The following is a 22,786-nucleotide window of genomic DNA, read 5'->3' on the forward strand; positions in this document are numbered from 1 at the left end:
TGAGCCGCTGAGCCGCTGAGCCGCTGAGCCGCTGAGCCGCTGAGCCGCTGAGCCGCTGAGCCGCCGAGCAAGCAACTGGCGGCGGGCAGCGGAAAACCAGGCGGCCAGCCACCACCAAGCACCAGCGCCGCCCCAGCACAACCCCTAAATCAGCCCCTCCCGCAACGCGAACGCCACCGCATGCGCCCGGTTTCGCAGCCGCAGGCGGTGGGTGATGTCGTGCACGATTGTCGTCACCGTGCGTGCTGAATAGGCCAGCGCGGAAGCGATCTCGGCAGTCTCATGCCCATCAGCCACCATCCGCAAGACATCGCGTTCCCGCGCGTCCAAAGTCGGCGCGGCAGGTACCGCCTGCCGGGCATCGAACAGGTCGCTCAGCAAATCCGGCGGCATCGTCCCGTGGCCGGTCGCCGCCGCGCGTACCGCGGAGACCAGCGTTTGTTCGCAAGCCTGCTCCCGCCGCAGGACCCCGCAAGCGCCCGCCTCGATCGCGCGCGCCGCGCGGGGAGCGTCGACTTTGCCGGTCACCACCAGGACGGTCGCGTTGCGTTCCTTGGCCGTCCGGATCGCCTCGACGGCCGCGTCGTCGACCTCGTCGACTGCCAGTACCGCGACCCCGCCGTCGGTGTCGGTGAATTCGCCGCGGCCGTACAGCGCGCTTTCCAAGCCGGCGCGCAGGAACGGGTCGGCGGCGAGCACGCGCACCGGGACGGTTCGTTCGAGGGTGGTCATTTTCCGCTTTCCTCTCGGCTCGCCGCCACCGCGACGGGTTCTTCCAGCAGATCCGGCAGGTCCTCGACCCGCCGCAGCGAAGGGCGCGCGGCCAGGCAGCCCAGTACGACCAGCAGCAGCCCGGCGAGCAGGAACATCAGCGCCATCCCGCGGCCGGGGCCGGTGCCGATCAGGTGGCCGACCGAGCCCGCCAGCGCTCCGTCCGGGCGCATGAGCGGTTCGAACACGTCGTCGGCGAGCGGGCCGGCGACGAGGTACGCGACCGGGCTCGCGGCCTGCGACACCGCCCGCGAGGTCGCCATGACCTTGCCGAGGTTCGCCGGGTCGACCTTGCTCTGCAGCACGGTCTGCGCGGTGCCGGTGATCACCGGCAGGGTGAACAGGAAGAACGGCCCGATCGCGATCACCAGCGCCAGCGACGGCGCCAGCGCGTGGACGGCCAGCGCGATCCCGCCGAACGCCATGAACGCGGCGATCCCGCGCATCCGCTTCTTCGGGCCGCCCCAGACGCCCATCACCAGGCTTCCGGCGAACAGCCCGCAGCCGCCCGCGAACACCTGGAAGCCGAGTCCGGCGGGGCTGGCGAAGGACAGCACCAGCGGCCGCACGAGCGTCCCGGCGATGCTGAAGCAGAAATAGAACCCGGCCAGCACGCCGAGCAGGCCGGTCAGCCCGGGACGGCGGCGCAGTTCCTCCCAGCCCGCCGGGACCTGCCGCCAGATCGACGGGCCGCCCGGCTCGGGGGCGGCGGTGCGCACGGCGGCCCTGGGCAATGGGACCAGCGCGACGACCAGCAGCGACGCGGCGAACGTCACGAGGTCGATCAGCACCACCCCGCGCAGGCCGGTGAGCGCCAGCAGCGTCCCGGCGACGACCGGTGCGGCGATCTGCGCGCTGAACACCACCTGGGACAGCCCGTTCGCCCGGCTGAGGTGCTGTTTCGGCACCAGCAGCGGGATCATCGCGCTGAAGGTGACCTGCTGCAGCGTTCCGCACATCGCGGTCAGCGCGGTCACGACGTACACGTGCCAGGTCTGCAGCTGGTCCGCGTAGATCAGCAACGCCAGCGCGCCGACCGAAACGAGCGCGACGCAGTCCGCGGCGACGAGGATCCGGCGGCGGTGCCACCGGTCGGCCAGCGCGCCCGCGAACGGCGCGATCAGCAGCGCTGGGATCGCACCGGACAGCATGATCAGCGCGAACTGCGTGGCCGATCCGGACCGCTCGTAGGTCCAGACGCCGAGCACGAACCCGGTCAGCGCGGAGCCGACGATCGAGACCAGCTGGGCCGACCAGAGGAGGACGAATCCCCGCGTTCCCATCGTGGTCAACGGTGCTCCTTTCGGGTGGCGGGAAGGTGCCCGATCCGGACGTAATGCGCCAGATACCGTTGCAGCAGAACGCGATCCGCGGCCGGGCACACCAGCCCGCCCGCCGCGACCACGACCTCGGTGTGCGAGCAGTCGAAGACCGTTCGCCGGGGCGGCGACGTCCGTTCGATCATCGCCGTGATCGCGCTCAGCGCCGGGTCCGCCGTCTCCGCGGCGGCCGACGCCAGCGCGGTGTGCCAGTCCTCGAACGGGATCGCCTCGATCTGGTAGCCGAATTCGCGCAATCCCGCGACGACCTCGCCGAACCGCATCGTGCGCTGGTTGTGGAAGTGGAAATCGCAGCCGTACCCGGTGCGCCGCCGCGAAAGGTGGCCGATGGCGGCGGCGACGTGGTCGACCGGAGCCATGTCCTCTTCGATGTCGAAGTCCTCCGCCGGCGCGGAGCCGAGCAGTACCAGGCAGCGCAGCAGGTTCGCGAAGCGGTCGCCGAGCGGGCCGATGCCGGTCCGGCTGTGCCCGGTCACCCGCGCCGGACGGTGGACGCTCACCGGCAGACCGCGTTCACGCGCGGCCCGGGCCAGCCGGTCGGCGGCCCATTTGCTCTGTTCGTAACCGCGGTCCAGCCCGGCGGGGTCGTCAGGCGGGAGGTCTTCGGTGATCACTGCGTCGCGGTCCAGCGGGTAGACGCCCAGCGACGACACCAGATGCACCGGGGTGCCGCCGCGGCAAGCGAGCCGCAGCAATTCGATGGTGCCGAGCACGTTGCCGGGCCGCAATTGCGCATACGGGCGCAGGAAATTCGCTTCGCCGCCGCAATGGAAGATGACGTCGAGGTCCGCGGCGACCGCGTCCAGGTCCGCTGAGGACAAACCCAACTGCGGGGAACCGAGGTCGCCGGGGACCGCGATGATCCGGGGACGGAAACGCTCGTCCCACAGCAGGTGGTCCCGCAGGACCTGCTCGATCCGGGCAGCGCCTTCGTCGGCGTCGGCGGCCCGGACCAGGCAGCGCACCACGACGTCGCTGTGCCGGAGCAGATCCGCGAGCAGGTGCGGGCCCAGGAACCCGGACGCTCCGGTCAGCAGGGCGATCCGCGGGGCCATCGCGCGCTGGATCGCGGCCTCGGCCTGCGCGGGAGTGCGGCGCGCGTCGATGTCGGCGGGCAGCACGGCGTCCGCGAGCACCTCGGCGAGGCGGTCGTCCTCGCGGTAGCCGGGGGCACGGACGGCGTCGGCGAAGGCGGTGAGGGTGCTGGCTTCGAAGAGGGTCCGCACCGGGACCTCGACGTCCAGTTCCGCGCGGACCTTCGCCATCAGCGTCCCGGCCAGCAGGGAATGCCCGCCGCGCAGGAAGAAGTCGTCGTCGCGGCCGATGCGCTCGACGTCCAGCACCGCGGCCCAGATCGCGGCGAGCCGTTGCTCCAGTTCGCCTTCGGGCTCGGTGAACGCGGACGTCGTGGCGTCGGTGGGTTCAGGCAGCGCGCGGTGGTCGACCTTGCCGTGCGCGTTGAGCGGCAACTCCGGGAGCACCGCGAAGGCGTCCGGGACCAGGTAACCGGGCAGCGCGGCGCGGAGCGTGGAGCGGACGGCCAGCGGATCGACGTCTCCGACGAGATAGGCGACCAGCCGGTCCGCGCGGGCGGTGACCAGGACATCTCGGACTCCGGGGTGGCGTCGGCAGGCCGCTTCGACCTCGGCAGGTTCGATGCGGTGGCCGCGGACCTTCAGCTGTCGGTCCACGCGCCCGAGGAATTCCAGCCGTCCTTCGCCGTCGAGACGCGCGAGGTCGCCGGTGCGGTACATGCGTGCGCCGGGCACCGGGGAGAACGGGTCCGGAACGAACTTCTCCGCGGTCGCGCCGGGCCGGTCCCGGTAGCCGCGGGCGGGAGCGTCGCCGCCGACGCAGAGTTCGCCGGGGACACCGGGCAGCACCGGACGCAGCCGGTCGTCGACGACGTAGGCGCGGGCGTGGGGGAGCGGATCGCCGATCGGCAGCTGCACCCGGCCGTCGAGTTCGCCGGCGTCGAAGGTGAGGTAGCTGGTCGCGCAAACGGTTGCTTCGGTGGGGCCGTAGTGATTGTGCAGTTCGACGCGGCCGTCGGTGAGCGCTGCCCACGTCTGCACCACAGTGGTCGGGACGGCTTCCCCGCCGACCATCATCGTCCGCAGTGGACAGTCGAACACGGTGTTTTCCGCGACCAGTTCGGCCACCCACTTCTGCCACAGCGCGGACGCGGTGTCGACCATGGTGATCCCGCGGTCGCGGCAGAGCCGGACGAGGCCGGGGCCGGTGAGCGACGCCGGGTCGCGCCAGGGGAGGACGGCCGCGCCGGAGACCAGCGCGGGGAAGATGTCGCCCGCGGCGGCGTCGAAGGTCAGCGGCGGGATCATCAGCACCCGTTCACCGGGCCCGAATCCGTGCAGCTTCCGGAAGGATTCGGCCAGTTCGGCGAGCGCGCCATGGCATACCGCGACCGATTTCGCGGCTCCGGTCGAGCCGGAGGTGTAGATGACGTAGGCGAGGTCGTCCGGTCCCAGCGAGAGTTCCGGCGCGGCACCTTCGGGCAGCCGGTCGGGGTGCAGCATCGGGCCGTCGAACGCGAGGTCGTGGTCGGTGATCAGGGCGGCTGGAGCGGCGTCGGCCAGGAGTTCGGCCAGCCGTGCGGGCGGATGTCCGGGGTCGAGCGGCAGGTACGCGGCACCGGCCAGAAGGACGCCGAGCAAGCCGGTGATCGCGCCCGTGGACAGGGCGAGCGCGACGACGTCTCCGCGCCGGACGCCGGAAGCCTGCAAGGCCGCGGCGATGCGGCGGGCGCGGGAGACCAGTTCGGCGTAGGTCAGGCACTCGTCGTCCTCGACCGCGACGGCGTCCGGGGTCAGCGTGGCTTGGCGGGTGATGCGCGTGGTGACCAGGGTTCCGTCGGAGACCACCGGCGGGGCCGGATGACCGCCGTTGCGCAGCCGGGTCCGGTCCGCGGCGGGCAGGGCGTCCACTGTGGACACTGGCGCGTCCGGGGCGGCGAGCATGGCCCGCAGCAGGTGTTCGTACTGGTCGGCGAACCGGGCGATGGTGGCAGCGTCGAACAGGTCGGTCGCGTAGTCGAGCCGTCCTTCGATGCCGTCGGGAGTGGTCGCGAGCGCGAGGGTCAGGTCGAAGCGCGCGGTGGTCACCGGGAGGTCGAGCCAGTCCGCGCGGATGCCGGGCAGTTCGAGCCCGGCCCCGGCCGAGTTGAGCACGAACATCACCTGGAACACCGGGTTGTGGCTGAGATCGCGGGCCGGCCGCAGGTCTTGCGCCACCCGTTCCCACGGATAGCTCTGGTGCTCCAGCGCGCCGACGCAGGCGTCCTGCACCTGCGCGAGCACCTCGGCGACGGTCGGATCGCCGGTCAGCCGGGTCCGGACGGCGACGGTGTTGGCGAACATCCCGACGCACTGTTCGATCCCCGGCACCGTCTCGTCGCGCATCGGCATGCCGACCACCACGTCGTCCTGACCGGCGTGCCGGGCGAGCAGCAGCACGTACGCGGTCAGCAGAACGGTGTTGACGGTGACGCCGTGCCGGTGGCAGAAGGCCGTGAGGTCGGTGGACAGGCGGAAGGAATGACCGTTGCCGCGGAAGGATTCGGCGGGTGGACGCGGACGGTCGGTCGGCAGTTCCAGCAGCGCCGGGGCGTCGTGGAGTTGTTCGCGCCAGTACTGCTCGCCCGCGTCCAGCGGTTTGGTCGCCTGCCAGGCCGCGTAGTCGCCGTACCGCACCGGCGGCGCAGGCAGGGCCGGAGCGTTCGCCGGGTAGAGCGCGGACAGTTCGCGCAGCAGGATCCCGACGGACGCGGCATCGGCGACGATGTGGTGCAGCGTCAGCACGAACAGGTGCACGTCGTCGGCGAGTGCGACCAGCAGGCCGCGCACCAGCGGTGGGCTGGTCAGGTCGAACGGCCGGGCTCGTTCGGCGGCGAGCACCTGATCCGCGTCGTCCGGCGCCCCGCGGAGGTCCACATAGGACAGTTCCGGTGCGGTTCCGGGCAGCGCCGGGATCTGTACCGGCTCGCCGTCGGCTTCGGCGAACCCGGCTCGCAGCGCCTCGTGCCGGTCGACGACCGCGGCCAGCGCTCGGCGCAGCGCCTCGATGTCGAGCACGCCGGTGAGCCGCCAGGACTGCGAGATCGTGTACACGCCGTCGCTCGCGCCGAGCCGGTCGAGGAACCACAGCTGCCGTTGCGCGGGCAGCAGCGGAACCGGGGCGTCGCCGGTCCGGCGGGGGATCGAGCCGGTCGCGGCGCCGAGGCCGTCGCGCGCGGCCAGCAGCCGGAACAGCCGCTCTCGCTCGTCGTGCGTCATCGATGCGCTCCTGGAGGGGAATCGGCGTGGAGGAGGGCGAGAACCTCGTCGTCGGGCAGCGCGGCGATCCGTTCCCGCAGGAGCGCGATCTCGTCGGTGACCCCGGGTCCGGACTCGGCCGCCCGCAGCGCCGCGGCGAAGGCGGCGATCGTGCGCGCGGCGAACAGCGTCCGCAGGCCGACGCTGGACTGGAAGTGCTCGCGCACCTTCGCCAGCAGCCGCGCGGCGAGCAGCGAATGGCCGCCGAGGTGGAAGAAGTCGTCGTGCACGCCCAGGTCCTCGACGGCGAGCACCTCCCGCCACAGCCCGGCCAATTCCCGTTCGACGGCGTCGCGCGGCGCGACCCGGTCCGTTTCGCGGGATTCCCAGACCGGTTCCGGCAGCGCGGTGCGGTCGGTCTTGCCGTTCTTGGTCAGCGGCAGCGCGGGGAGGAACACGGCGGTCTGCGGCACCAGGTACGCGGGCAGTTGCCCGGAGAGCCGTTCGCGCAGCGGTGCCCATTCAGCGTCGTCGGACACGACGTAGGCGACCAGCCGCACGTCGTCCGGGCCTGCCGGACGGGCCAGCACGACGGCGTCGGAGACCTGCGGATCGGCCCGCAGCCGGGCTTCGATCTCGCCGAGTTCGATGCGCAGGCCGCGGATTTTCACCTGGTGGTCGGTGCGGCCGAGGAACTCGAGCGTTCCGTCGGCGCGCCGCCGCGCGAGGTCGCCGGTCGCGTAGAGGCGGCTTCCGTCGGCGGCGAACGGGTCTGGCACGAACCGTTCCGCGGTCAGGCCGGGACGGCTGCGGTAGCCGCGGCTGATCCCCGCGCCGCCGACGAAAATCTCACCCGCGACGCCGGGCGGGACCGGGTTCAGCCCGCCGTCCAGCACGTGCAGCCGGGTGTTCGGCAGCGGCGGGCCCAACGGCACGACCGGGCTGGCGCTGGTCACCGTGCCCGCCGCGACGATCATCGTGACTTCCGTGGGGCCGTAGAGGTTCCAGACCCGGCCGTCGGACAGCGCGTCGACGAGTTCCCGGTCGAGCGCCTCCCCGCCGCACAGCCGTTCGCGCACGTTCGCGGGCACGCCGCCGGACGCGAGCAGCATCCGCCAGCGCGTCGGCGTGGCCTGGAGGATCGTCGCGCCGCAGTCCGCCAGCCGCCGCGCCAGCGCGACCGGTTCGGCGGAGTCTTCGGTGCTGATCACCGCGACTGTGCCGCCGCGGATCAGCGGGATCAGCAGTTCGCGCACCGACATGTCGAACGCCAGCGTGGTGACCGACGCCCAGACGTCGTCCTCGGTCACGCCGAGCCGGTCGGCGAAGCCGGTGAGCAGGTTGACCACGCCGCGGTGCGGCACGGCGACGCCCTTGGGCCGTCCGGTCGAGCCGGAGGTGTAGATGAGGTACGCCAGGTCGGCCGGGTCGTGCGCCACGTCCGGCGCGGTGTCCGGTTCGGCGTAGTTCAGGTCGACGTCCAACACGGTCTCGAAGCGGGGCAGCCGTCCGGCGTTTTCGCTGTCCACGACGGCGATCCGGACGCCGGCCTCCTCGACGACGTAAGCGTGCCGTTCCAGCGGCCATTCCGGATCGAGCGGGACGTACGCGCCGCCGGCCTTCCAGACCGCCAGCAGTGCGACCACCATCTCGGCGGAACGGCGGACGCAGAGCCCCACCGGGACGTCCGGGCCGACGCCGCGGCGGCGCAGGGCGTGCGCGAGCCGGTTCGCCCGGACGTCCAGTTCGCGGTAGGTCAGCGAACCGGAGATCGCCACCGCTGAACCGCGATCCCGGACGTGCGGCGCGATCAGGTCCAGCGCGGTCGCTGCGGGCAGCGGACGCGTGATGCCGCTGTCGAGGGCCGCGCGGCGTTGTGCGTTGTCCAGCAGGGAGACCGCGCCGATCTGCTGCGCGGGGTCGGCGGTGACGGAGGTGAGGAAGGTGCACAGGTGCTCGGCGAAGCGGGCGATGGTGGCTTTGTCGAACAGGTCGGTGCGGTATTCGAGGTATCCGTGCAGGCAGTCGCCTTCGTCGCGGACGCCGAGCATCAGGTCGAGCTTCGCGGTGCCGGTGTGCGGACCGGCGAAGTCGGTGACGGTCAGCCCGGTCAGCTGCGGAAGCGCGCCGTCGCCGTGCCCGTTGAAGCCGACCTGGTAGATCGGCGAATGCCCGAGGCTGCGTTCCGGACGGACGGCCTCGACCACGCGCTCGAACGGGATTTCGGCACCGCTGAGCGCGTCGACCAACGCGTCGCAAACGTCGAGGAGCAGCTCGGCGAAAGTCGGGTCGTCGGCGGTCGAGATCCGGACCGGGACGGTGTTGACGAAGAAGCCGATCAGCCGTTCGGTGTCGACCTGCGAGCGTTGCCCGACGACGGTGCCGACCACGACGTCGTCCTGGCCGCTGTACCGGGCGAGAAGCGCGTGGTAAGCGGCCAGCACGGTCATGAAAACGGTTGCGCCAGCGTTATCCGCGAGCGTGCGGACGGCCTCGGTGAGCGCGGGCGGGAACTGGAACTCGTGGATGCCGCCTTCGTAGGTGGCGGTGGCGGGCCGGGGACGGTCGGTCGGCAGGGTGATCAGCTCCGGCGTGCCGCGGAGCCGGTCCGCCCACTCCTGCAGCAGCTCGACGCCTTCCGGGCCGTCGAGGTGTTCTCGTTGCCATCGCACGAAATCCGCGTACTGCATCGGCAGCGGCGGCAGGTTCGGCTCCGCGCCGGTCAGCTCGGCGCGGTAGCTCTCCGCCAGTTCGTCGAGCAGCAGGGAGACCGACCAGCCGTCGGCGATCGCGTGGTGCAGGGTGATGACCAGAACGTGCTGGTCCTCGGCCTGGCGCAGGAGCAGGACCCGGGCGAGCGGCCCGGCGGTCAGGTCGAACGGGGTGCGGATCTCCGCCGAGGCCGCCTGTTCGACCGAGTCTTCGCCGACCGCGCGAACCTCGAACGAGAAGCCGTTCTCAGTGACGACCTGCTCCGGAACACCGTCGTTCTCCCGGAAAACCGTCCGCAGCGCGGCGTGCCGCTCCGCGATCGCGGCGAAAGCGCGGCGCAGGGCCTCGACGTCGAGCGGTCCGGAAAGCCGCAGCACGGTGGGCACGTGGTAGACCGGCGAGCCGGGGTCGAGCCGGTCGAGGAACCACAGCCGCTCCTGGCCGGGCGAGCACGGGAAGACGTTCACGGCGCCCCGATTCCGGCCTGGTCGGCCTCGGTCTCGCCCAGTTCGCGGGACAGCCGGTCGTGCTCCACCAGCTCGCGCAGCTGGACCGGCACCTGGTCGCCGAACAGCCGCAGGTACGCGCGCGCCTGGTCCGGATCGGCGCGCAGGAACGGGTAGTCGGTCGGCACCATGTGCCGCACCACCAGCATCGGCACCGGGCTGCGCAGCGGGCGGAACGCGGGATTCCACAGCCCGCCCTTGTCCGGCGGGCCGTTGTGGAACTCGCCGATCATCAGGCCCTCGGCGACGTACTCCGACTTCAGCGCGTGCTGCACGGTGTCGACCACGCCGGAGCGGTCGTCCGGCGGCGCGTCCGGGAACAGCAGCAGGATCGTGGTCAGCTGCGCGCTCGGGTGCCCGCGCGGCGCGAGTTCGAGGAACCAGTCCCGGTAGCGGTGCAGGGTTTCGGTGAGCCGCGGGCCTGCGGCCGGGATGCCCGGTTCGACGGCGAGGTAGAACCGGCCGCGCTCGAGCGACGGCTGCGCGAACGGGCAGACGTTGCCGGCGCGGCCGAGGTCGGGATGCGGGCCGGACAGGTAGCCGCGGCCCCAGTCGAAGATCGCCCGCAGGTGGATCTCGTACCGCAGCAGGCGTTCGGGCAGCGCGAGCGGGTCGAGGTCGTGCCGCTCCACCAGGACGCGGCCGGGATCGGTCGGATGGATGAGCATCAGCTTCGGTCTCCAGGCGAGTGCGGTCCGGCGCCCCGCCCGCGGGCGAGGGCGCCGCCGGTCAAGGCGAGGGCGAGCGCCGCGGCACCGGTGCCCCAGGCCAGCGCGGCGTGCTGGCGCCGGGCGCGGCGCAAGGCGTCGGCGTACGGGATCGTGGTGTGCGAAACCATGGTGTAGAGCGGCATCCAGCGCTTCGGGAAGACGCGGCTGAGCACCAGATCCGCCTTCTTGCGGGCCAGGAACAGCGGCGAGGCGACCCGGGAGCGCAGCTCGTCGAAGTTCTCCTCGGAAAGGTCCGCGAGGACGTCGGTGTGCGGTTTGCGGCGGCGTTCGAAGGTGCGCAGCGCCTCGGCCCAGTCGTCGTCGGCGAGGCATTCGCGCAGCACCGCGCAGTCCTCCAGCGCCGAGTTCATGCCCTGGCCGTAGAAGGGGTACACGGCGTGGGCGGCGTCGCCGATCAGCACCACGCGGCCCTCGTGCTGCCACGGCGAACTCCGGACGGTCACCAGATGTCCGGTCGGATGCGAGAGGAACTGCTCGACGATGTCGGGCACCAGCCGTCGCACGTCGGGGAAGCGGGTGTCGAACAGCGCCCGCACCGATTTCTCGGTGGTGAGCGTGGCGAAGCTCCGCTCGCCGGACAGCGGGAGGAACACGGTCGCGGTGAGTGAACCGTTGACATTGGGGTGGGCGACGATCAGCCCGTCGTCGCCCGGCCAGACGTGCAGCGCGTCCGGACTGCTGCGCACCGCGCCGGACGGGCCCGCGGCGATCGCGAACTCCTTGTAGCCCCAGGGCAGGACGCGCTGCCGGAAGTCGGCGGGCAGGCCGCGCAGCAGCCGGGTGCGCACGGCGGAGAACGCGCCGTCCGCGCCGACGACGAGGTCCGCGGCGGCGTGGTATGGACCACTGTCGCCGGCGAAAGTGCAGACGGGTTCCGCGGTCGCCGATCCGCGGTCGAGATCGGTGAGGGTGACTCCGAAGCGCGCGCGGACGTTCGGGTACTCCAAGGCTTTCGCGAGCAGGATCCGGTTGAGGTCGTCGCGCAGCACCGAGCGCAGGATCTGGTCCTCGTGGCTGCCGTAAGGCTGGAAATCCAGCTCGCCGTCGCGCTGGTGGATCACCCGCCCGCGCATCGGGGCGGCCGCGGCCAGCACCGGGCCGAGCAGCCCGACCTGGTCCAGCGCCCGGATTCCGCGCTGGGAAAGGCCGAGGTTGATCGACCGGCCCGCGCCCGCGCCCGCCGCGCGCGGATCCGGCCTGCGCTCGTGGATCTCCACCTGGTGCCCGAGCTGCGCGAAGTGGATCGCGGCGAGCGAACCGGCCAGCCCGGCCCCGGCCACCAGAACCCGTTTGGCGTTCATTCCGGCCGCCGCCGATCCGCGTGAGGGCAATTGTGCCGTCGCCGTTCGGAGCGCTTTTCCGTTGAGCGGTTATTCGCGACCGGACGCGCAATTCGGCCGATCGGAGCAGCATTGCCCGCACTTCCCCGGGAGTGCTCACCAGTGGTGATCCGGAAGAACTCCGGAGTAATCGCGGGCAACGCGTGTCCGGTCGGCTGCGGAAAGTGTTCGGACCATTTCGGTAACGTTTCGCCGGGGCGGTCCGATCGACCGCCCGGCCTTCGTCCCGGTCGCGGTAAACGCCCAGGTCCGCTGCTGCTCACCGATCCTCCTGCGAGATTCGTCGCCGGCCGGGCGCGCGGCCGAGGTTCTCCCTGTTGGCCGATAGCCCGGGCCGGGGTGCGGGCACTAACCTGTTCCCGCTTGCCCGGCAGATTTACCGGGGTTTGTCCCGGGCTCAAATAAACCGCAAGATATCGGGTGCCAGCATCCGTAGAATTACCGCAATTCGCTGGTCGGGCGAAGGGGGAGAAGCATGGTCGAGAAGGAGTTTGTCGGCCGGGCGGCGGAACTGGCCGCGTGCCTGGACCGCGCGGCCGCGGTGACCGTGGTGGAAGGACGGCCGGGGATCGGGAAAACCCGGCTGCTGGCCGAAGTCGCCCGGCGGGCGCCGGATCCGGTGTGCGCGGTGCCCGGGGGCGCGCCGGAGTTCTCCCGCCGCCTGGCGCACGCGCTCGGTCCGGAATCGCTGGTGGTGGTGGACGACGCGCAATGGGCCGACGAAGCTTCGCTGCGGCTGTTGATGTCGCTGGTCGCGAGACCGGGGAACGACCGGCGGCTCGTGCTGTCGGTCCGCGACGGGCAGCGGCAGCCCGCGCTGACCCGGTTGCTGCATTCCGAGCGCGTCCCGGCCCGGTACGTGACGCTGCCCGCGTTCACCGACGCCGAGGTCGCCCGCCTCTTGCCGGGGCACGACGACGTCGAACGGGCGCGGATCGCCGCCGCGGCCGAGCACATTCCGCTGTACCTGTTGCTGCTGGCCGATTTGCCGCCGCACGAGTGGCCGGGCCACGACGACAGCCCGGCGGCCGAAGACCGGCCGATGCTGCCGGCGGAACGGGTGCTGTTCGCCGAGGTGTCGGCGCTGCCGGAGGCTGAGCGGCTGGTCGTCCAAGCCGCGGCGTGCGGCGGTGCGACCCTAGACGCGGATCTGGTCCAGGCGATGACTGTGCTGCCCCGGGCCGAGGTCGGCCACGCGATCGAACGGCTGCTGTGCCGGGGCGTGCTGGCGGGCGGAGCCGCGGGGCTGCGGTTCCGGCACCCGTTGGTCCGAGCCGCCGCTGCGCGGCTCGCCGGACGCGGCTGGGCGGCGGGCGCGCACCACCGGGCGGCGGCCTACCTGCGCGAACTCGACGCGCCGCTCACCTTGCGCGCGTATCACCTCGAGAAGTCCTTGTACCGCCACGATCTGGTGGCGGTCGGCGAGCTGGCGTCGGCGGGGGAGGAGGTGCTCGGCACCGATCCGGCGGCGTGCGCCCGCTGGCTCGGCGCGGCGGTGGCGAACCTGCCGGAACGGATGCGCGGCGGGCACGAGCACTGCCGTCTGTCCGTCCTGCGGGCCGAAGCGCTGCTGGCGTCCGGGCAACCGGCCGCCGCCCGTGCGTTGCTGGTGGCGTTGCCGGAGTCGGCCCCGGTGCTGGCGCTGCTTTCTCGGTGCGAGCACGCCCTCGGCCGCACTCGTCGCGCGCGGTCGATCGCCGAGGCCGCGATCGCCGCGTCGGGCCAGGCTGACGCGCGAGCCCACCTTGAACTGGCACACCTGGAATTGCTGGACGGCGACGCTGTCGGCGCGCAGCAGCGGCTCCGTCGGACGGCGGCGGATCCGAGCGCGGGGCCCGCGGTGCAGGCCGCGATCGCGGCGCTCGCTGCGATCGGGCTGGCCTGCGCCGGGCGGACCGCCGAGGCCAGGCATGCCCAGCAGACCGCCGCCGACGGGTTCGACCTGCTCGACGACAGCGAACTGCGTTCGGTCCTCTACACCGTGCCCGCGCTGTGCTGGGCCTCGTGCTTCCTCGACGACGACCGGCGCGCGCTCGCTCTGCTGGACCGGGCGTTGCAGCTGAGCACGCCGGGGCTGAGGCAGGGCTTGCCGTTCCTGTACTCGGTGCGCGGTTACGTGCTGTGGAAACTGGGGCGGCTTACCGAGGCGGCGGAAGCCGCTGTCGAAGCGGAAACCGCGGCGACCCGCTTCGGCCATGACGACGTCGTGCCGATAGCCGCCGCGATCCAGTTGCGGGTGCTGCTCGCGACCGGAGACCGGTCGGCGGCCGAGCAACAATGGCGCACGGTGGAGAAAATGCCCCGGCCGACGGTCGCGTGGTGGCGGCGGACGGTGGAGCACATCCTCGCCGAAGCGGGTCTCGAACTCGGTATGTTCCCCGGCGCGGTCGAACAACCTGCGGAGCGGACAGCGAATCCGTTGCTGGTAGCCAGATTGGCGCAGGACTGCCGGGTCGCCCTTTCCGAAGGAGCGGTTGCGGAGGCGCGCCGACGAGCGGCTGAGGCAATGGAACGGGCTGCGGCCACTGGATTGAAGAGCGACCTCGGCCTCGCGTTGCTGGCACGCGCGACGGTGGCAGCGGCCGAGAACGACCTCGCTGCCGCGTTGACGGACGCTTCCGCAGCGGCCGTCGCGTTCGGCCGGGCGGCGATGGTGCTGCATCGCGGTCGGGCAGTGCTGTTGGTCGCGGAAGTGCTGGGACGACAGGGAAACTTCGACGCCGCGACCCAGCGGATCGGCGAGGCACGGGAAGTATTCCAGAGCGCGGGGGCGAGCGCGTTGCTGCGCGAGACGACGAAGGTGCAGCGGCGATTGGCCGGACGGCGAAAACTGGAGTCGCCGCCGGGCGGGCGGGCGCTTTCGCGGCGGGAACGGCAAGTGGCGGAAATGGTGGTGCGCGGGTTGACGACGAAGGAAATCGCGGCCGAGTTGTTCTTGAGCCCGCGGACGGTGGACGCGCATGTGGCGCGGGTGCTGAACAAACTCGACCTGACCACCCGCGCCGGGATCGCCCGCCGATTGATCAGCTGACGCTCGTCGCGGGCTGGGGTGTCCCGGACCGTGGAACAAGCTGCGCTGCCCGGACGTGCGCCGTTGTACCGTCAGCCCGGACAATCGGTGAACGCGCGCACGGAAGGGCTGTTTCGTGGCTGCGAAGAATCGGTGCGGCAGGAACCCCGCGGCGAAATACGCCATTCTGGACTTGGACGGGACCCTGCTGCCCGGGCACACTTCGCGGCATTACCTGCGGGTCCTCCTCGACGACGGCACCTGCGACCGGCAAGCGGGCTTGTCCTGCCTGGAAGCCATCGCGCAGTACGCGGCCGCGGAGACAGCGCCGCCGGGACTCCTGGACGAGATCTACCGGTTGTACGCGCTCGGGATGAAAGGCGCGTCGGTCGCACAGGCCCGGTTCGCGGCGGAGAAAACCTGGCGGGCGCGCCGGGGCATGCTGTTTTCCTTTGTCCCGGAACTGCTTTCGCTGCTGCGGGCGAGCGGCTACCGGATCCATTTGTTGTCGGGCAACCACGATTTCCCGGTCCAGGAGGCGGCGTTCGACCTAGGCTTGTCCGGCGGACACGGTGCCGTCGTGGAGGTAGCCGACGGCCGGTTCACCGGACGCCTGCTGTCCGCTCCCGGTGCGGCTGGCGGCAAACTCGCCTTCGTGCGCTGTCTCGCCGAAGCGACCGGATTCGACGCGGAGAACTCCCTGGCGATCGGGAACTCCGCCTCGGACGCGGAGGTCTTTTCGTGCGTGGGCAAGGCGCTGGTTTTTGAACCGGACGCGGAGCTTCGGCGGCTTGCTGCCGGGCAGTCGTGGCATGTTGTTGACCGGCGGACGATCCTGCGGGTGTGCGCGCGGCTGACCCCCCGGGCGACGGCTGCGTGAGGGGAACGCGCTTCTCGGTCCCGAACGGAAACCCGACGGTGCGTCAAGACCCTGTTCCGCGGTCTGGAACATTGCTCTGCGTCCACGTTCAGTCGCTCACTGGCTACTGAGTGCTGGTATTGTCGTCCGGCGGAGGAGCGGCGGTCGCCGGAAACGGGATCGGCCGGTTCTCCCGCGGCCGGCACGGACGGCGCCACCCTCGCCGTCGTGGCCGGTCCGGTCGATCGTCGCTCCGGAACTGGCGCCGCCCGCCGACCGCGGGGGCTCCCGGGTCGCGGGCGACGGCGGCGCTGCCCGGAGTCCGCCGACGCGCTCCGGCGGAAACGCGGGACTGCCGGGAATATTCTCGGCCCTGGCCGATTGTTCGCCGGGATTTCCGCGCGGTCTTTCGCCCTGGTTCTCCGACGGACGAAAAGCGGTGGGAAGCAATTGTCACGGCGTGCGACCACGACGGCGCGGAAACCCGGGACGGCGACGCAGCGTGACCGGTCGCGACCGGTTCCGGGGACGGACTTGTCGCACGACGAGGCGGGCGGGCCAGCGCGCTGCGCCACTGGGGCGATCTCTTTCAGTGAACGGGTGCGTCCGGTTGTGCCGGACGCGGCACTGGGCAAGCATGAAGGCGCGAGAGCAGGACTGTCTCGGGAAAGACGTGGGTGGCGAACGAATCGGGCGGCGGCGAGGCGCGGCGCCGCCCGGGAACGGCGGAGGCGCGAGGACCGCGCGGGGCGGCGGTCGCGCGGCCTCGCCCGGCGCGCGCGGGAAGGAAGCTCCGCGCGGGCACGAGAGGGATTTTCGCGGATTCGGTGGAGGTTTCGGTCGTGACTATGAGCGACGACAACGGGCGGTGGGCTTGCACGAGCGTGGTGCCGCGCAGGCCGATTCCCCGGGCGCTTTCGATCCTGGGCGCGATCCGGGATTCGGGAGGGATCGAAACGCTGAGCGAGATTTCGCGGTCGACACGGCTGCCGAAAAGCACGGTGCACCGGCTTCTCGCCGAGATGCAGGGATACGGAATGGTCGTGCGGGCGGGATACCATTACCGGCACGGGGAAGCCGTGTGCCGCCTCGCCAGACCCGGTTCGACACAGGAACTGCAACGGCTGCGCCGAGGCATTCTCCCGTCCCTGATCGACATCCACTGGCGCACCGGCTACCTGGTCGGGCTCGGCGTGGCCAGCGGAAATGTCGTCGATTTCGTGCATTTGATCTACAGCAGCGGCTATTGCTCGCTGGCCGAGCGCATCGAAAACGATTCGCAGCTCGCCGGAAGCGCGGCGGGACGGGTGCTGATGGCGTTCGACCCGGGTCTCGCGGCGCGGTTCGCGGTCTTCGCCGGCTACCGCGGCGAGGACGAGAACGGCGGCGGTCTCCCGGCGTGGCTGAGCGCTGAATTGCGCGAGATCAGGCAGCGCGAGGTGTCGTTCAACCCGCGCGTCCCCGGCGCGCTGCTCGCCGCGGCGGTCCCGGTGTTCAACGTGACCGGGACGGCGGTCGCCGCGCTGAGCGTGGCGGCACCGCGCCGGGTGTTCAATTCGCGGGAAGCGCATTCGTCGCTGCAGGCGACCCGGATGACCGCGCAACGCATCCTCCGCGAAACGGTGGCGGCTGATTGGCGGAGCGCGAAATCCGGCCGTCCGGTGGAATAGCCCGGCTGTCGGAGACGTCCGGAAGGCGGAACGTTTCGCGGGGAACGGCGCAATTTCGCTCCGGTGCCGCTCTGCCTTGCCTGCTGCCGGAGAAGGCGGAACAGTCCGGCAATCCCGCTGTGCCGCGCGCACTTCCGTTCCGGCCTTTGCTGATCGGGTCTCGCGCGGAGAGTTCCCGTTCGAGGCAGGCACTTTCGCTGCGAGGTCGCCTGATCGGCGCAGTCGCGGCCAGCGTGCCGAACCCGCGCGGAGGGCCGCAGCGCCTTTCGCACCGGGACCAAAGTCTCCTGCGTCGCGGACGTCCGCCCGCAGTGGCGCCGGGGCGCGGCGGCCTAGCGTCGGCGGCGAGGAACCGGACGGAGGAGGCATGTGATGGAGGAGCGGAGGGCCCCGTTGCCAGGGGCTGCCCGCCGGTCGCCCACCGGACGCGGCAAGCACGGTGCCGCGATCTGCCCGCGAACACGGGAACAGGAGAACCGGGAGCCACGACGGTGAGGCGACCGGTGGTCGTCGGCGTCGACGGCTCGACGGCGGCGCTCGCGGCGGTCCGCTGGGCGGCGGTCGAGGCCGGGCGGCGCGGCACCGGGCTGGTCGCGTTCCACGCCGAACTGTGCGACGACCCGGACCTGCTGCCGCACGGCAAACCGCCCGGCGACGCCGAACTGCTGATGGAACCCGCGCGCCGGTTGCTGCGGCAGGCGGCCGAGACTGCCCGCCAGGCCGCGCCCGCGGTTCCGGTGCGCATGTGCGTCCGGCTGGGGACGGCGGCCGAATTGCTGGCCGCGCTGTCCGACGAAGCCGGACTGCTCGCGCTGGGCGCGCACGGGCTCGGCGGGGCGCGCGGAGGAGCGATCGGGTCGGTGGCCCTGCGGGCAGCCGCGTCCGCGCGCTGTCCGGTGGTGGTCATCCGGGGCAGCGCGGCGGCGGACGGACCGGTGGTGGTCGGCCTCGACGACTCCGACGGCGGTGAGCGCGCACTCGCTTTCGCCTTCGACGCCGCGGTTTCGCGCGGCACCGGAATCGAAGCGGTCCACGCATGGCACGACGGCCGGGAAGGCGGGTTGCGGGAACAGGTGGCCGCGTGGTCTCGCAAACACCCCGTCGTGCCGGTCCGCATGCATGTCGTCCGGGTGCGCTCAGCGGCGCGGGCCCTGTCCGGGATTTCCGCCGGGGCACAGCTGATCGTCGCCGGAGCCCGAGCGGACGGCCCGCTGGCGGGCGGTCTGCTCGGTTCGACGGGGTATTGGCTGCTCGCCCACGCGTCCTGCCCGGTCGCGGTCGCCCGCTGACGAGTCCTCTGTGGACGGTTGTACCCCGGTCCGGCCGCTGTCGATTTCGGACAGCGGACCAAGCCTGACAGCGCGGTGCTCGTCGGGGTCGACGAGCCGGAGGCCTCGCTGGCGGCGGTCCGCTGGTCGCGGTGCACGCCTGGGCCGACGTCGTTCGCGGCGCGATCGAGCGCACCCCACGTCCGGTGCCGGAATGGGAAACTTGCCGCCAGCCGGTCGGGGAACGGCTGCTCGACGGCTGGCAGGCGAAGCACGGCCGGAAGCTGATCCGCCACTCCGCGTGCCCGGAAGCACGGCGCTGACCGTTCCCGCGAATATCTGGCGAAAGGACAACAAACCGGAAACGCCCGTCCGGAGCAGCCGGAAATCCCGTGTCCGATGATCAGGAATTCCGCCGGAAGAACCATTCCGCTGATCTTCGCGCCCGCCCGCCCGCGCCGCTCGGCCTAGCGACGCGGCACCCGATTCCGCTGGACAGCCAAGGGAAAGGCAACGAGCGGACCAGCGCCCCGAGTATCGCTTTTCCGTTGCGATTCCCTCGCAGCGAGACCGTCCGGAACGCCCGTTTTCCCGGGCAACGCCGAAAATCGCGGCGGCGCCCTTTTCGCGTTCTTGACGGCCCGTCGTACGAGCCGCGAGACTGAATTCCCAGTGGCGCCGCGGACGGGACGCGGGGGCCGGACGGGCAGGAGCCGCGGTGGACCAGCGGGACACACCCGAACACGAGCGGCTGACGTTCCCCGATCAGCCGAGGATGGAGCTGGACCAGCTTCTCGGCGAGCTGGTGGAACGCGCCCAGGAGGTCATCAGCACCCAGGGCAGGCTGCGGGGGCTGCTGCGCGCGACGCAGTCCATCACCGGCAGCCTCGCGCTGCCCGCGCTGCTGCGCCGTCTCGTGGAGTCCGCGTGCGAACTGGTCGGGGCGCGGTACGCGGCGCTGGGCGTGATCGGGCCGGACGGGCGGCTGACCGAGTTCGTGCACACCGGGATGGATCCCGAGTCGGTCGCGCGGATCGGCCGGCTGCCCGAGGGCAAGGGCCTGCTCGGCGTGGTGGTCGAGGACCCGCGCCCGGTGCGGCTGGACCGGCTGCAGGACGATCCCCGGTCGACCGGGTTCCCCGAGGGGCATCCGCCGATGACGAGCTTCCTCGGCGTCCCGGTCCGGGTGCGCGGCGAGGTTTTCGGCGACCTCTACCTCGCCGACTCCGAACAGGGCCGGTTCACCGAGGAGGACGAGCAGCTGGCGCTCGCGCTCGCCGCGGCGGCGGGCAGTGCGATCGAGAACGCGCGGCTGTACGAGACCGCGCGCAACCAACAGGAATGGCTGCGCGCGTCCGCCGCCGTGACCAGGGAGTTGCTGTCGGCGGATCTCGGCGATCCGCTGGGCCGCGTCGTGGATTACGCGCGGGCGCTCGCGTCCGCGGACCTGGTTTCGGTGACCCGTCCGGCGGAACGGGAGGGCTACCTCTTCGTCGAACGCGCGGTCGGGGCGGGAGCGGAGCAGCTGGCCGGACGGGAGCTGCTCACCGAGTCCACTGTGGCCGGCACGGTGTTCGCCCGCGGCGAGCCGAGGATCGCGTCGTGGCCGGACGAGCTGTCCCAGCTCTCGGCGCCGTCCGTGCTGAGCTTGAATCTCGATTCGGTGATGCTGGTGCCGCTCGCCGGGAACGGGACGGTGGCCGGGGTGCTGACCGTCTCCCGGCTGGCCGGCCGCCCGGCGTTCACCTCCGACGACCTGGAGATCGCGGCTTGGTTCGCTGACCAGGCGGCGGTGGCTCTCGAACTGGCGCGGGCGCGGGCCGAACGCGAGGACGCCGCGCTGCACGACGAACGCGACCGGATCGCCGCGCGGCTGCACAGCGAGATCCTGAACCGGCTCTACGCCACCGCGCTGTCGCTGCAGACCACGGCCGGGCTCGCCAAATCCGCGGTGGTCGCGACCCGGCTGCGCGAGACGATCGCCGACCTGGACGACGTGATCAACCACGTGCAGCAGACCGTGTTCCGCCTCGACGACGTCCTGCCGCCCGCACCGGAACCGGTCCGCGACCAGGTGCTGCGGGTGCTGGCGCGGGCCCGCGAGGAATGGGGGCTGGCGGTGTCCACGCAGCTGACCGGGAAGCTCGACGCGGTGCACGCGGACGTCGTGGTGCCGCTGCTGTCCGACGCGCTGCGGCTGATTGCCCAGCACACCTCGGCCGAAGCGGTGGAGGTCGGGATCCAGGCGGAACCGGCGCAGACGACCGTCACCGTCCGGTACGAGGGCGCGGGCGACGTAGCGGCGTCCGCCGCGTCTGGCCTGGCCGCGCTGGCGGAGCGGGCGAGCCGTCGCGGCGGGACCCTGACCGTGGCGGGCGGTTCGCGGCTGAGCTGGTCCGTGCCGGTGAAAACGCGGCCGCCTGCCGGTGATTGAGGACTTTCGGTACCGCCGGAGCGCGCCGGCGCGCCGTACTCTCGACGCACGAACGGACCCGATGTGGGAGAAGGACCGATGCTGCGGGTTTTCCTGGTGGACGATCACGAGGTGGTCCGGCGCGGGGTCGCCGACCTGCTGGAGGAGGACCCGGAGATCGCCGTGGTCGGCCAGGCGGGCGACGTCGCGCAGGCGCTGGCCCGGATCCCGGCGCTGCGGCCGGACGTCGCGGTGCTCGACGTGCGGCTGCCCGACGGCAACGGCATCGAACTGGCCCGCGAGCTGCGGTCGACCTCGCCGGACCTCAAATGCCTGATGCTCACGTCCTACACCGACGAGCAGGCGATGCTCGACGCGGTGCTGGCCGGTGCCGCCGGGTACGTCATCAAGGACATCAAGGGCCTCGACCTGATTTCGGCGGTCCGGGACGTCGGGGCGGGCAAGTCGCTGCTGGACGCGCATGCGGCGGCCGCGCTGATGGCGAAACTGCGCGACAGCGCGGAAAAACAGCGGGGGCCGCTGTCGCGACTGTCCGAACAGGAACGCACACTGCTCGCGCTGATCGGGGAGGGTCTGACGAACCGGCAGATCTCCGAGCGGATGTTCCTGGCGGAGAAAACGGTGAAAAACTACGTGTCGCGATTGCTGACGAAGCTCGGGATGGAGCGGCGCACGCAGGCGGCGGTGCTGGCGACGGAGTTGCGGGGCCGTCCGCATCGGCCGGGCGGTTAGACGTTGAGCCGGGAGGGAGTGACGAGGACGTCTTCCAGCGCCCGTCGCGGGGTTCGCGGGACGGGTGCGCCGTAACCGAGGCGGAGCACGATCTGCGGCCAGAGCCCGCCGCCGAGCAGGTCGCGGAGGCGGGCGCGGATCGCGGGCACTTCGACCGGCTGGGAGATGAACGAGGCGTCGATCCCGAGCGCGGTGGCGGTGAGCAGGACGCGTTGCATGGCTTGCCCGGCGCGGAGCCGGTCGATCGCCTGGTCGGCGAACGTCCCGACCACGACGACCAGCGGCGCGGCGCCCGGCGCGCGCGAACCGCCGCCGTAATCGCGCAGGACCCAGGTGTCGTCCGCGGTGACCGCCCCTCCGGCAGCGAACGGCACGCCGTCGCGCCGGTCGCGCCCGCGTCCGGTCCAGCGCTGCCATTCGGACCGGAACGCCGGGTCCTCGGTCTGGAGCCGGTGGCTTTCGCGGATCAGCTCCTTGAGCCCGGCGAGCTGGTCCTCGTCGAGCCGAGGCAGCCAGGCGTGCTCGACCTCGGCCGCGTGCCGCAGGACGCCCAGCGCTCCGGCCGGAACGGTTTTGGCGGTGAACGGCGTGCGGTTCGTGTGCCGGAGCGGGATGGCTTCGGCCAGGGAATCGAGCTTCCGGTCGGTCGCGGCGACGGCCCTCGGGCGCACGAGGGCGAGCAGGTCGGGATTGCCGCGCCGGGGGAAGTAGCTGGTGGCGGGCTGGACTCCGGTCGCGTGGATCGCGGCGCGCAGGTTGAACAGCGCGGCTCCGCAGGAGAGCAGCAGCTCGCGCCGGTCGGGGTCGGCGACGGACAGGGCGCGGTCGGGGTCGGCGTGCACCTCGATGCCGGTCGGGCGGACGCTGAACAGCCAGGGCTGGGTGTTGTGCGTCGACGGCGCGAGGGTGGCGCTGAGCAGCACCGACGCCACCTGTTCGGCGCTGAGCAGGCCGGACGGCGCCACCTGAAGGGTCATCCTTCTCCCCGGGACCGCGAAACGCGGGACACTGTGTCGTGCGTAGTCGCTTCAGCATGCGTCCGCCGGACGGGGGCGCACAGGGGCGAAAGTCATCTGTCTGAGGACGCCGAGCGCCGAAAGCAGGTCTGATGCCGGAAACGCCCCGGAAGCTGTCGGGAACCC

General features: G+C 71.9%; 14 protein-coding genes. 7 read left to right on the forward strand and 7 right to left on the reverse strand.

Annotated features, from left to right (window positions below):
• Positions 1-144: 144 nt before the first annotated feature.
• The 6 genes from WA670_RS44585 to WA670_RS44610 are packed head-to-tail and all read right to left on the reverse strand — an operon-like array spanning position 145 to position 11,632.
• Positions 145-732, reverse strand: a complete 588-nt coding sequence (locus WA670_RS44585; RefSeq protein ID WP_037813048.1) for a response regulator transcription factor — start codon at positions 730-732, stop codon at positions 145-147.
• Positions 729-2,054, reverse strand: a complete 1,326-nt coding sequence (locus WA670_RS44590) for an MFS transporter (RefSeq protein WP_336162231.1) — start codon at positions 2,052-2,054, stop codon at positions 729-731. The genes WA670_RS44585 and WA670_RS44590 overlap by 4 nt, the downstream gene beginning before the upstream one ends.
• 5 nt (positions 2,055-2,059) lie before the next feature.
• Complete coding sequence (locus WA670_RS44595) at positions 2,060-6,403, reverse strand: non-ribosomal peptide synthetase (RefSeq protein WP_336162217.1); 4,344 nt, start codon at positions 6,401-6,403, stop codon at positions 2,060-2,062.
• Entirely contained in the window at positions 6,400-9,561 is a 3,162-nt protein-coding gene (locus WA670_RS44600) for an amino acid adenylation domain-containing protein (RefSeq protein WP_238606920.1), read from the reverse strand. The genes WA670_RS44595 and WA670_RS44600 overlap by 4 nt, the downstream gene beginning before the upstream one ends.
• On the reverse strand, positions 9,558-10,268 hold the full coding sequence (locus WA670_RS44605; protein WP_238606919.1) for a DUF6875 domain-containing protein: 711 nt from the start codon (positions 10,266-10,268) through the stop codon (positions 9,558-9,560). The genes WA670_RS44600 and WA670_RS44605 overlap by 4 nt, the downstream gene beginning before the upstream one ends.
• On the reverse strand, positions 10,268-11,632 hold the full coding sequence (locus tag WA670_RS44610; protein WP_238606917.1) for an FAD-dependent oxidoreductase: 1,365 nt from the start codon (positions 11,630-11,632) through the stop codon (positions 10,268-10,270). Before WA670_RS44610 ends, WA670_RS44605 begins: the two co-directional genes overlap by 1 nt.
• Positions 11,633-12,146: 514 nt before the next feature.
• Between WA670_RS44610 and WA670_RS44615 the strand changes: the two genes are divergently transcribed.
• From WA670_RS44615 to WA670_RS44645, 7 genes are all read left to right on the forward strand, one after another.
• Positions 12,147-14,702 carry a helix-turn-helix transcriptional regulator gene (locus WA670_RS44615; RefSeq protein ID WP_336162221.1) on the forward strand — a complete coding sequence of 852 codons (2,556 nt, stop codon included), beginning with the start codon at positions 12,147-12,149 and terminating at the stop codon, positions 14,700-14,702.
• 115 nt (positions 14,703-14,817) lie between these two features.
• Complete coding sequence (locus tag WA670_RS44620) at positions 14,818-15,561, forward strand: HAD family hydrolase (RefSeq protein WP_336162223.1); 744 nt, start codon at positions 14,818-14,820, stop codon at positions 15,559-15,561.
• Positions 15,562-16,388: 827 nt separating this feature from the next.
• Positions 16,389-17,210 (forward strand): IclR family transcriptional regulator, encoded by an 822-nt coding sequence (locus WA670_RS44625; protein ID WP_336162232.1) that lies wholly within the window; start codon positions 16,389-16,391, stop codon positions 17,208-17,210.
• Positions 17,211-17,701: 491 nt separating this feature from the next.
• A complete protein-coding gene (locus WA670_RS44630) occupies positions 17,702-18,499 on the forward strand; it encodes a universal stress protein (RefSeq protein WP_336162225.1) in 798 nt (265 codons plus the stop codon).
• Positions 18,500-18,630: 131 nt separating this feature from the next.
• Entirely contained in the window at positions 18,631-18,801 is a 171-nt protein-coding gene (locus WA670_RS44635; RefSeq protein ID WP_199817660.1) for a hypothetical protein, read from the forward strand.
• A gap of 395 nt (positions 18,802-19,196) precedes the next feature.
• Complete coding sequence (locus WA670_RS44640; RefSeq protein WP_336162227.1) at positions 19,197-20,912, forward strand: sensor histidine kinase; 1,716 nt, start codon at positions 19,197-19,199, stop codon at positions 20,910-20,912.
• Positions 20,913-20,990: 78 nt separating this feature from the next.
• Positions 20,991-21,644 carry a response regulator gene (locus tag WA670_RS44645; RefSeq protein ID WP_037813034.1) on the forward strand — a complete coding sequence of 218 codons (654 nt, stop codon included), beginning with the start codon at positions 20,991-20,993 and terminating at the stop codon, positions 21,642-21,644.
• Here WA670_RS44645 and WA670_RS44650 read toward each other — a convergent pair.
• Positions 21,641-22,621: an Acg family FMN-binding oxidoreductase gene (locus WA670_RS44650; RefSeq protein WP_336162229.1), complete on the reverse strand. Its 981-nt coding sequence runs from the start codon at positions 22,619-22,621 to the stop codon at positions 21,641-21,643. The genes WA670_RS44645 and WA670_RS44650 overlap by 4 nt on opposite strands.
• Between the last annotated feature and the right edge of the window lie 165 nt (positions 22,622-22,786).

It is taken from the genome of Amycolatopsis sp. VC5-11, assembly GCF_037034185.1.
Taxonomy (GTDB): Bacteria; Actinomycetota; Actinomycetes; order Mycobacteriales; family Pseudonocardiaceae; genus Amycolatopsis; species Amycolatopsis nivea.

Coding starts and splice junctions, on each gene's coding strand:
- WA670_RS44585 (WP_037813048.1), bottom strand. CDS start 732: ATGACCACCCTCGAACGAACCGTCCCGGTGCGCGTGCTCGCCGCCGAC.
- WA670_RS44590 (WP_336162231.1), bottom strand. CDS start 2,054: ATGGGAACGCGGGGATTCGTCCTCCTCTGGTCGGCCCAGCTGGTCTCG.
- WA670_RS44595 (WP_336162217.1), bottom strand. CDS start 6,403: ATGACGCACGACGAGCGAGAGCGGCTGTTCCGGCTGCTGGCCGCGCGC.
- WA670_RS44605 (WP_238606919.1), bottom strand. CDS start 10,268: ATGCTCATCCATCCGACCGATCCCGGCCGCGTCCTGGTGGAGCGGCAC.
- WA670_RS44610 (WP_238606917.1), bottom strand. CDS start 11,632: ATGAACGCCAAACGGGTTCTGGTGGCCGGGGCCGGGCTGGCCGGTTCG.
- WA670_RS44615 (WP_336162221.1), top strand. CDS start 12,147: ATGGTCGAGAAGGAGTTTGTCGGCCGGGCGGCGGAACTGGCCGCGTGC.
- WA670_RS44625 (WP_336162232.1), top strand. CDS start 16,389: ATGAGCGACGACAACGGGCGGTGGGCTTGCACGAGCGTGGTGCCGCGC.
- WA670_RS44645 (WP_037813034.1), top strand. CDS start 20,991: ATGCTGCGGGTTTTCCTGGTGGACGATCACGAGGTGGTCCGGCGCGGG.
- WA670_RS44650 (WP_336162229.1), bottom strand. CDS start 22,621: ATGACCCTTCAGGTGGCGCCGTCCGGCCTGCTCAGCGCCGAACAGGTG.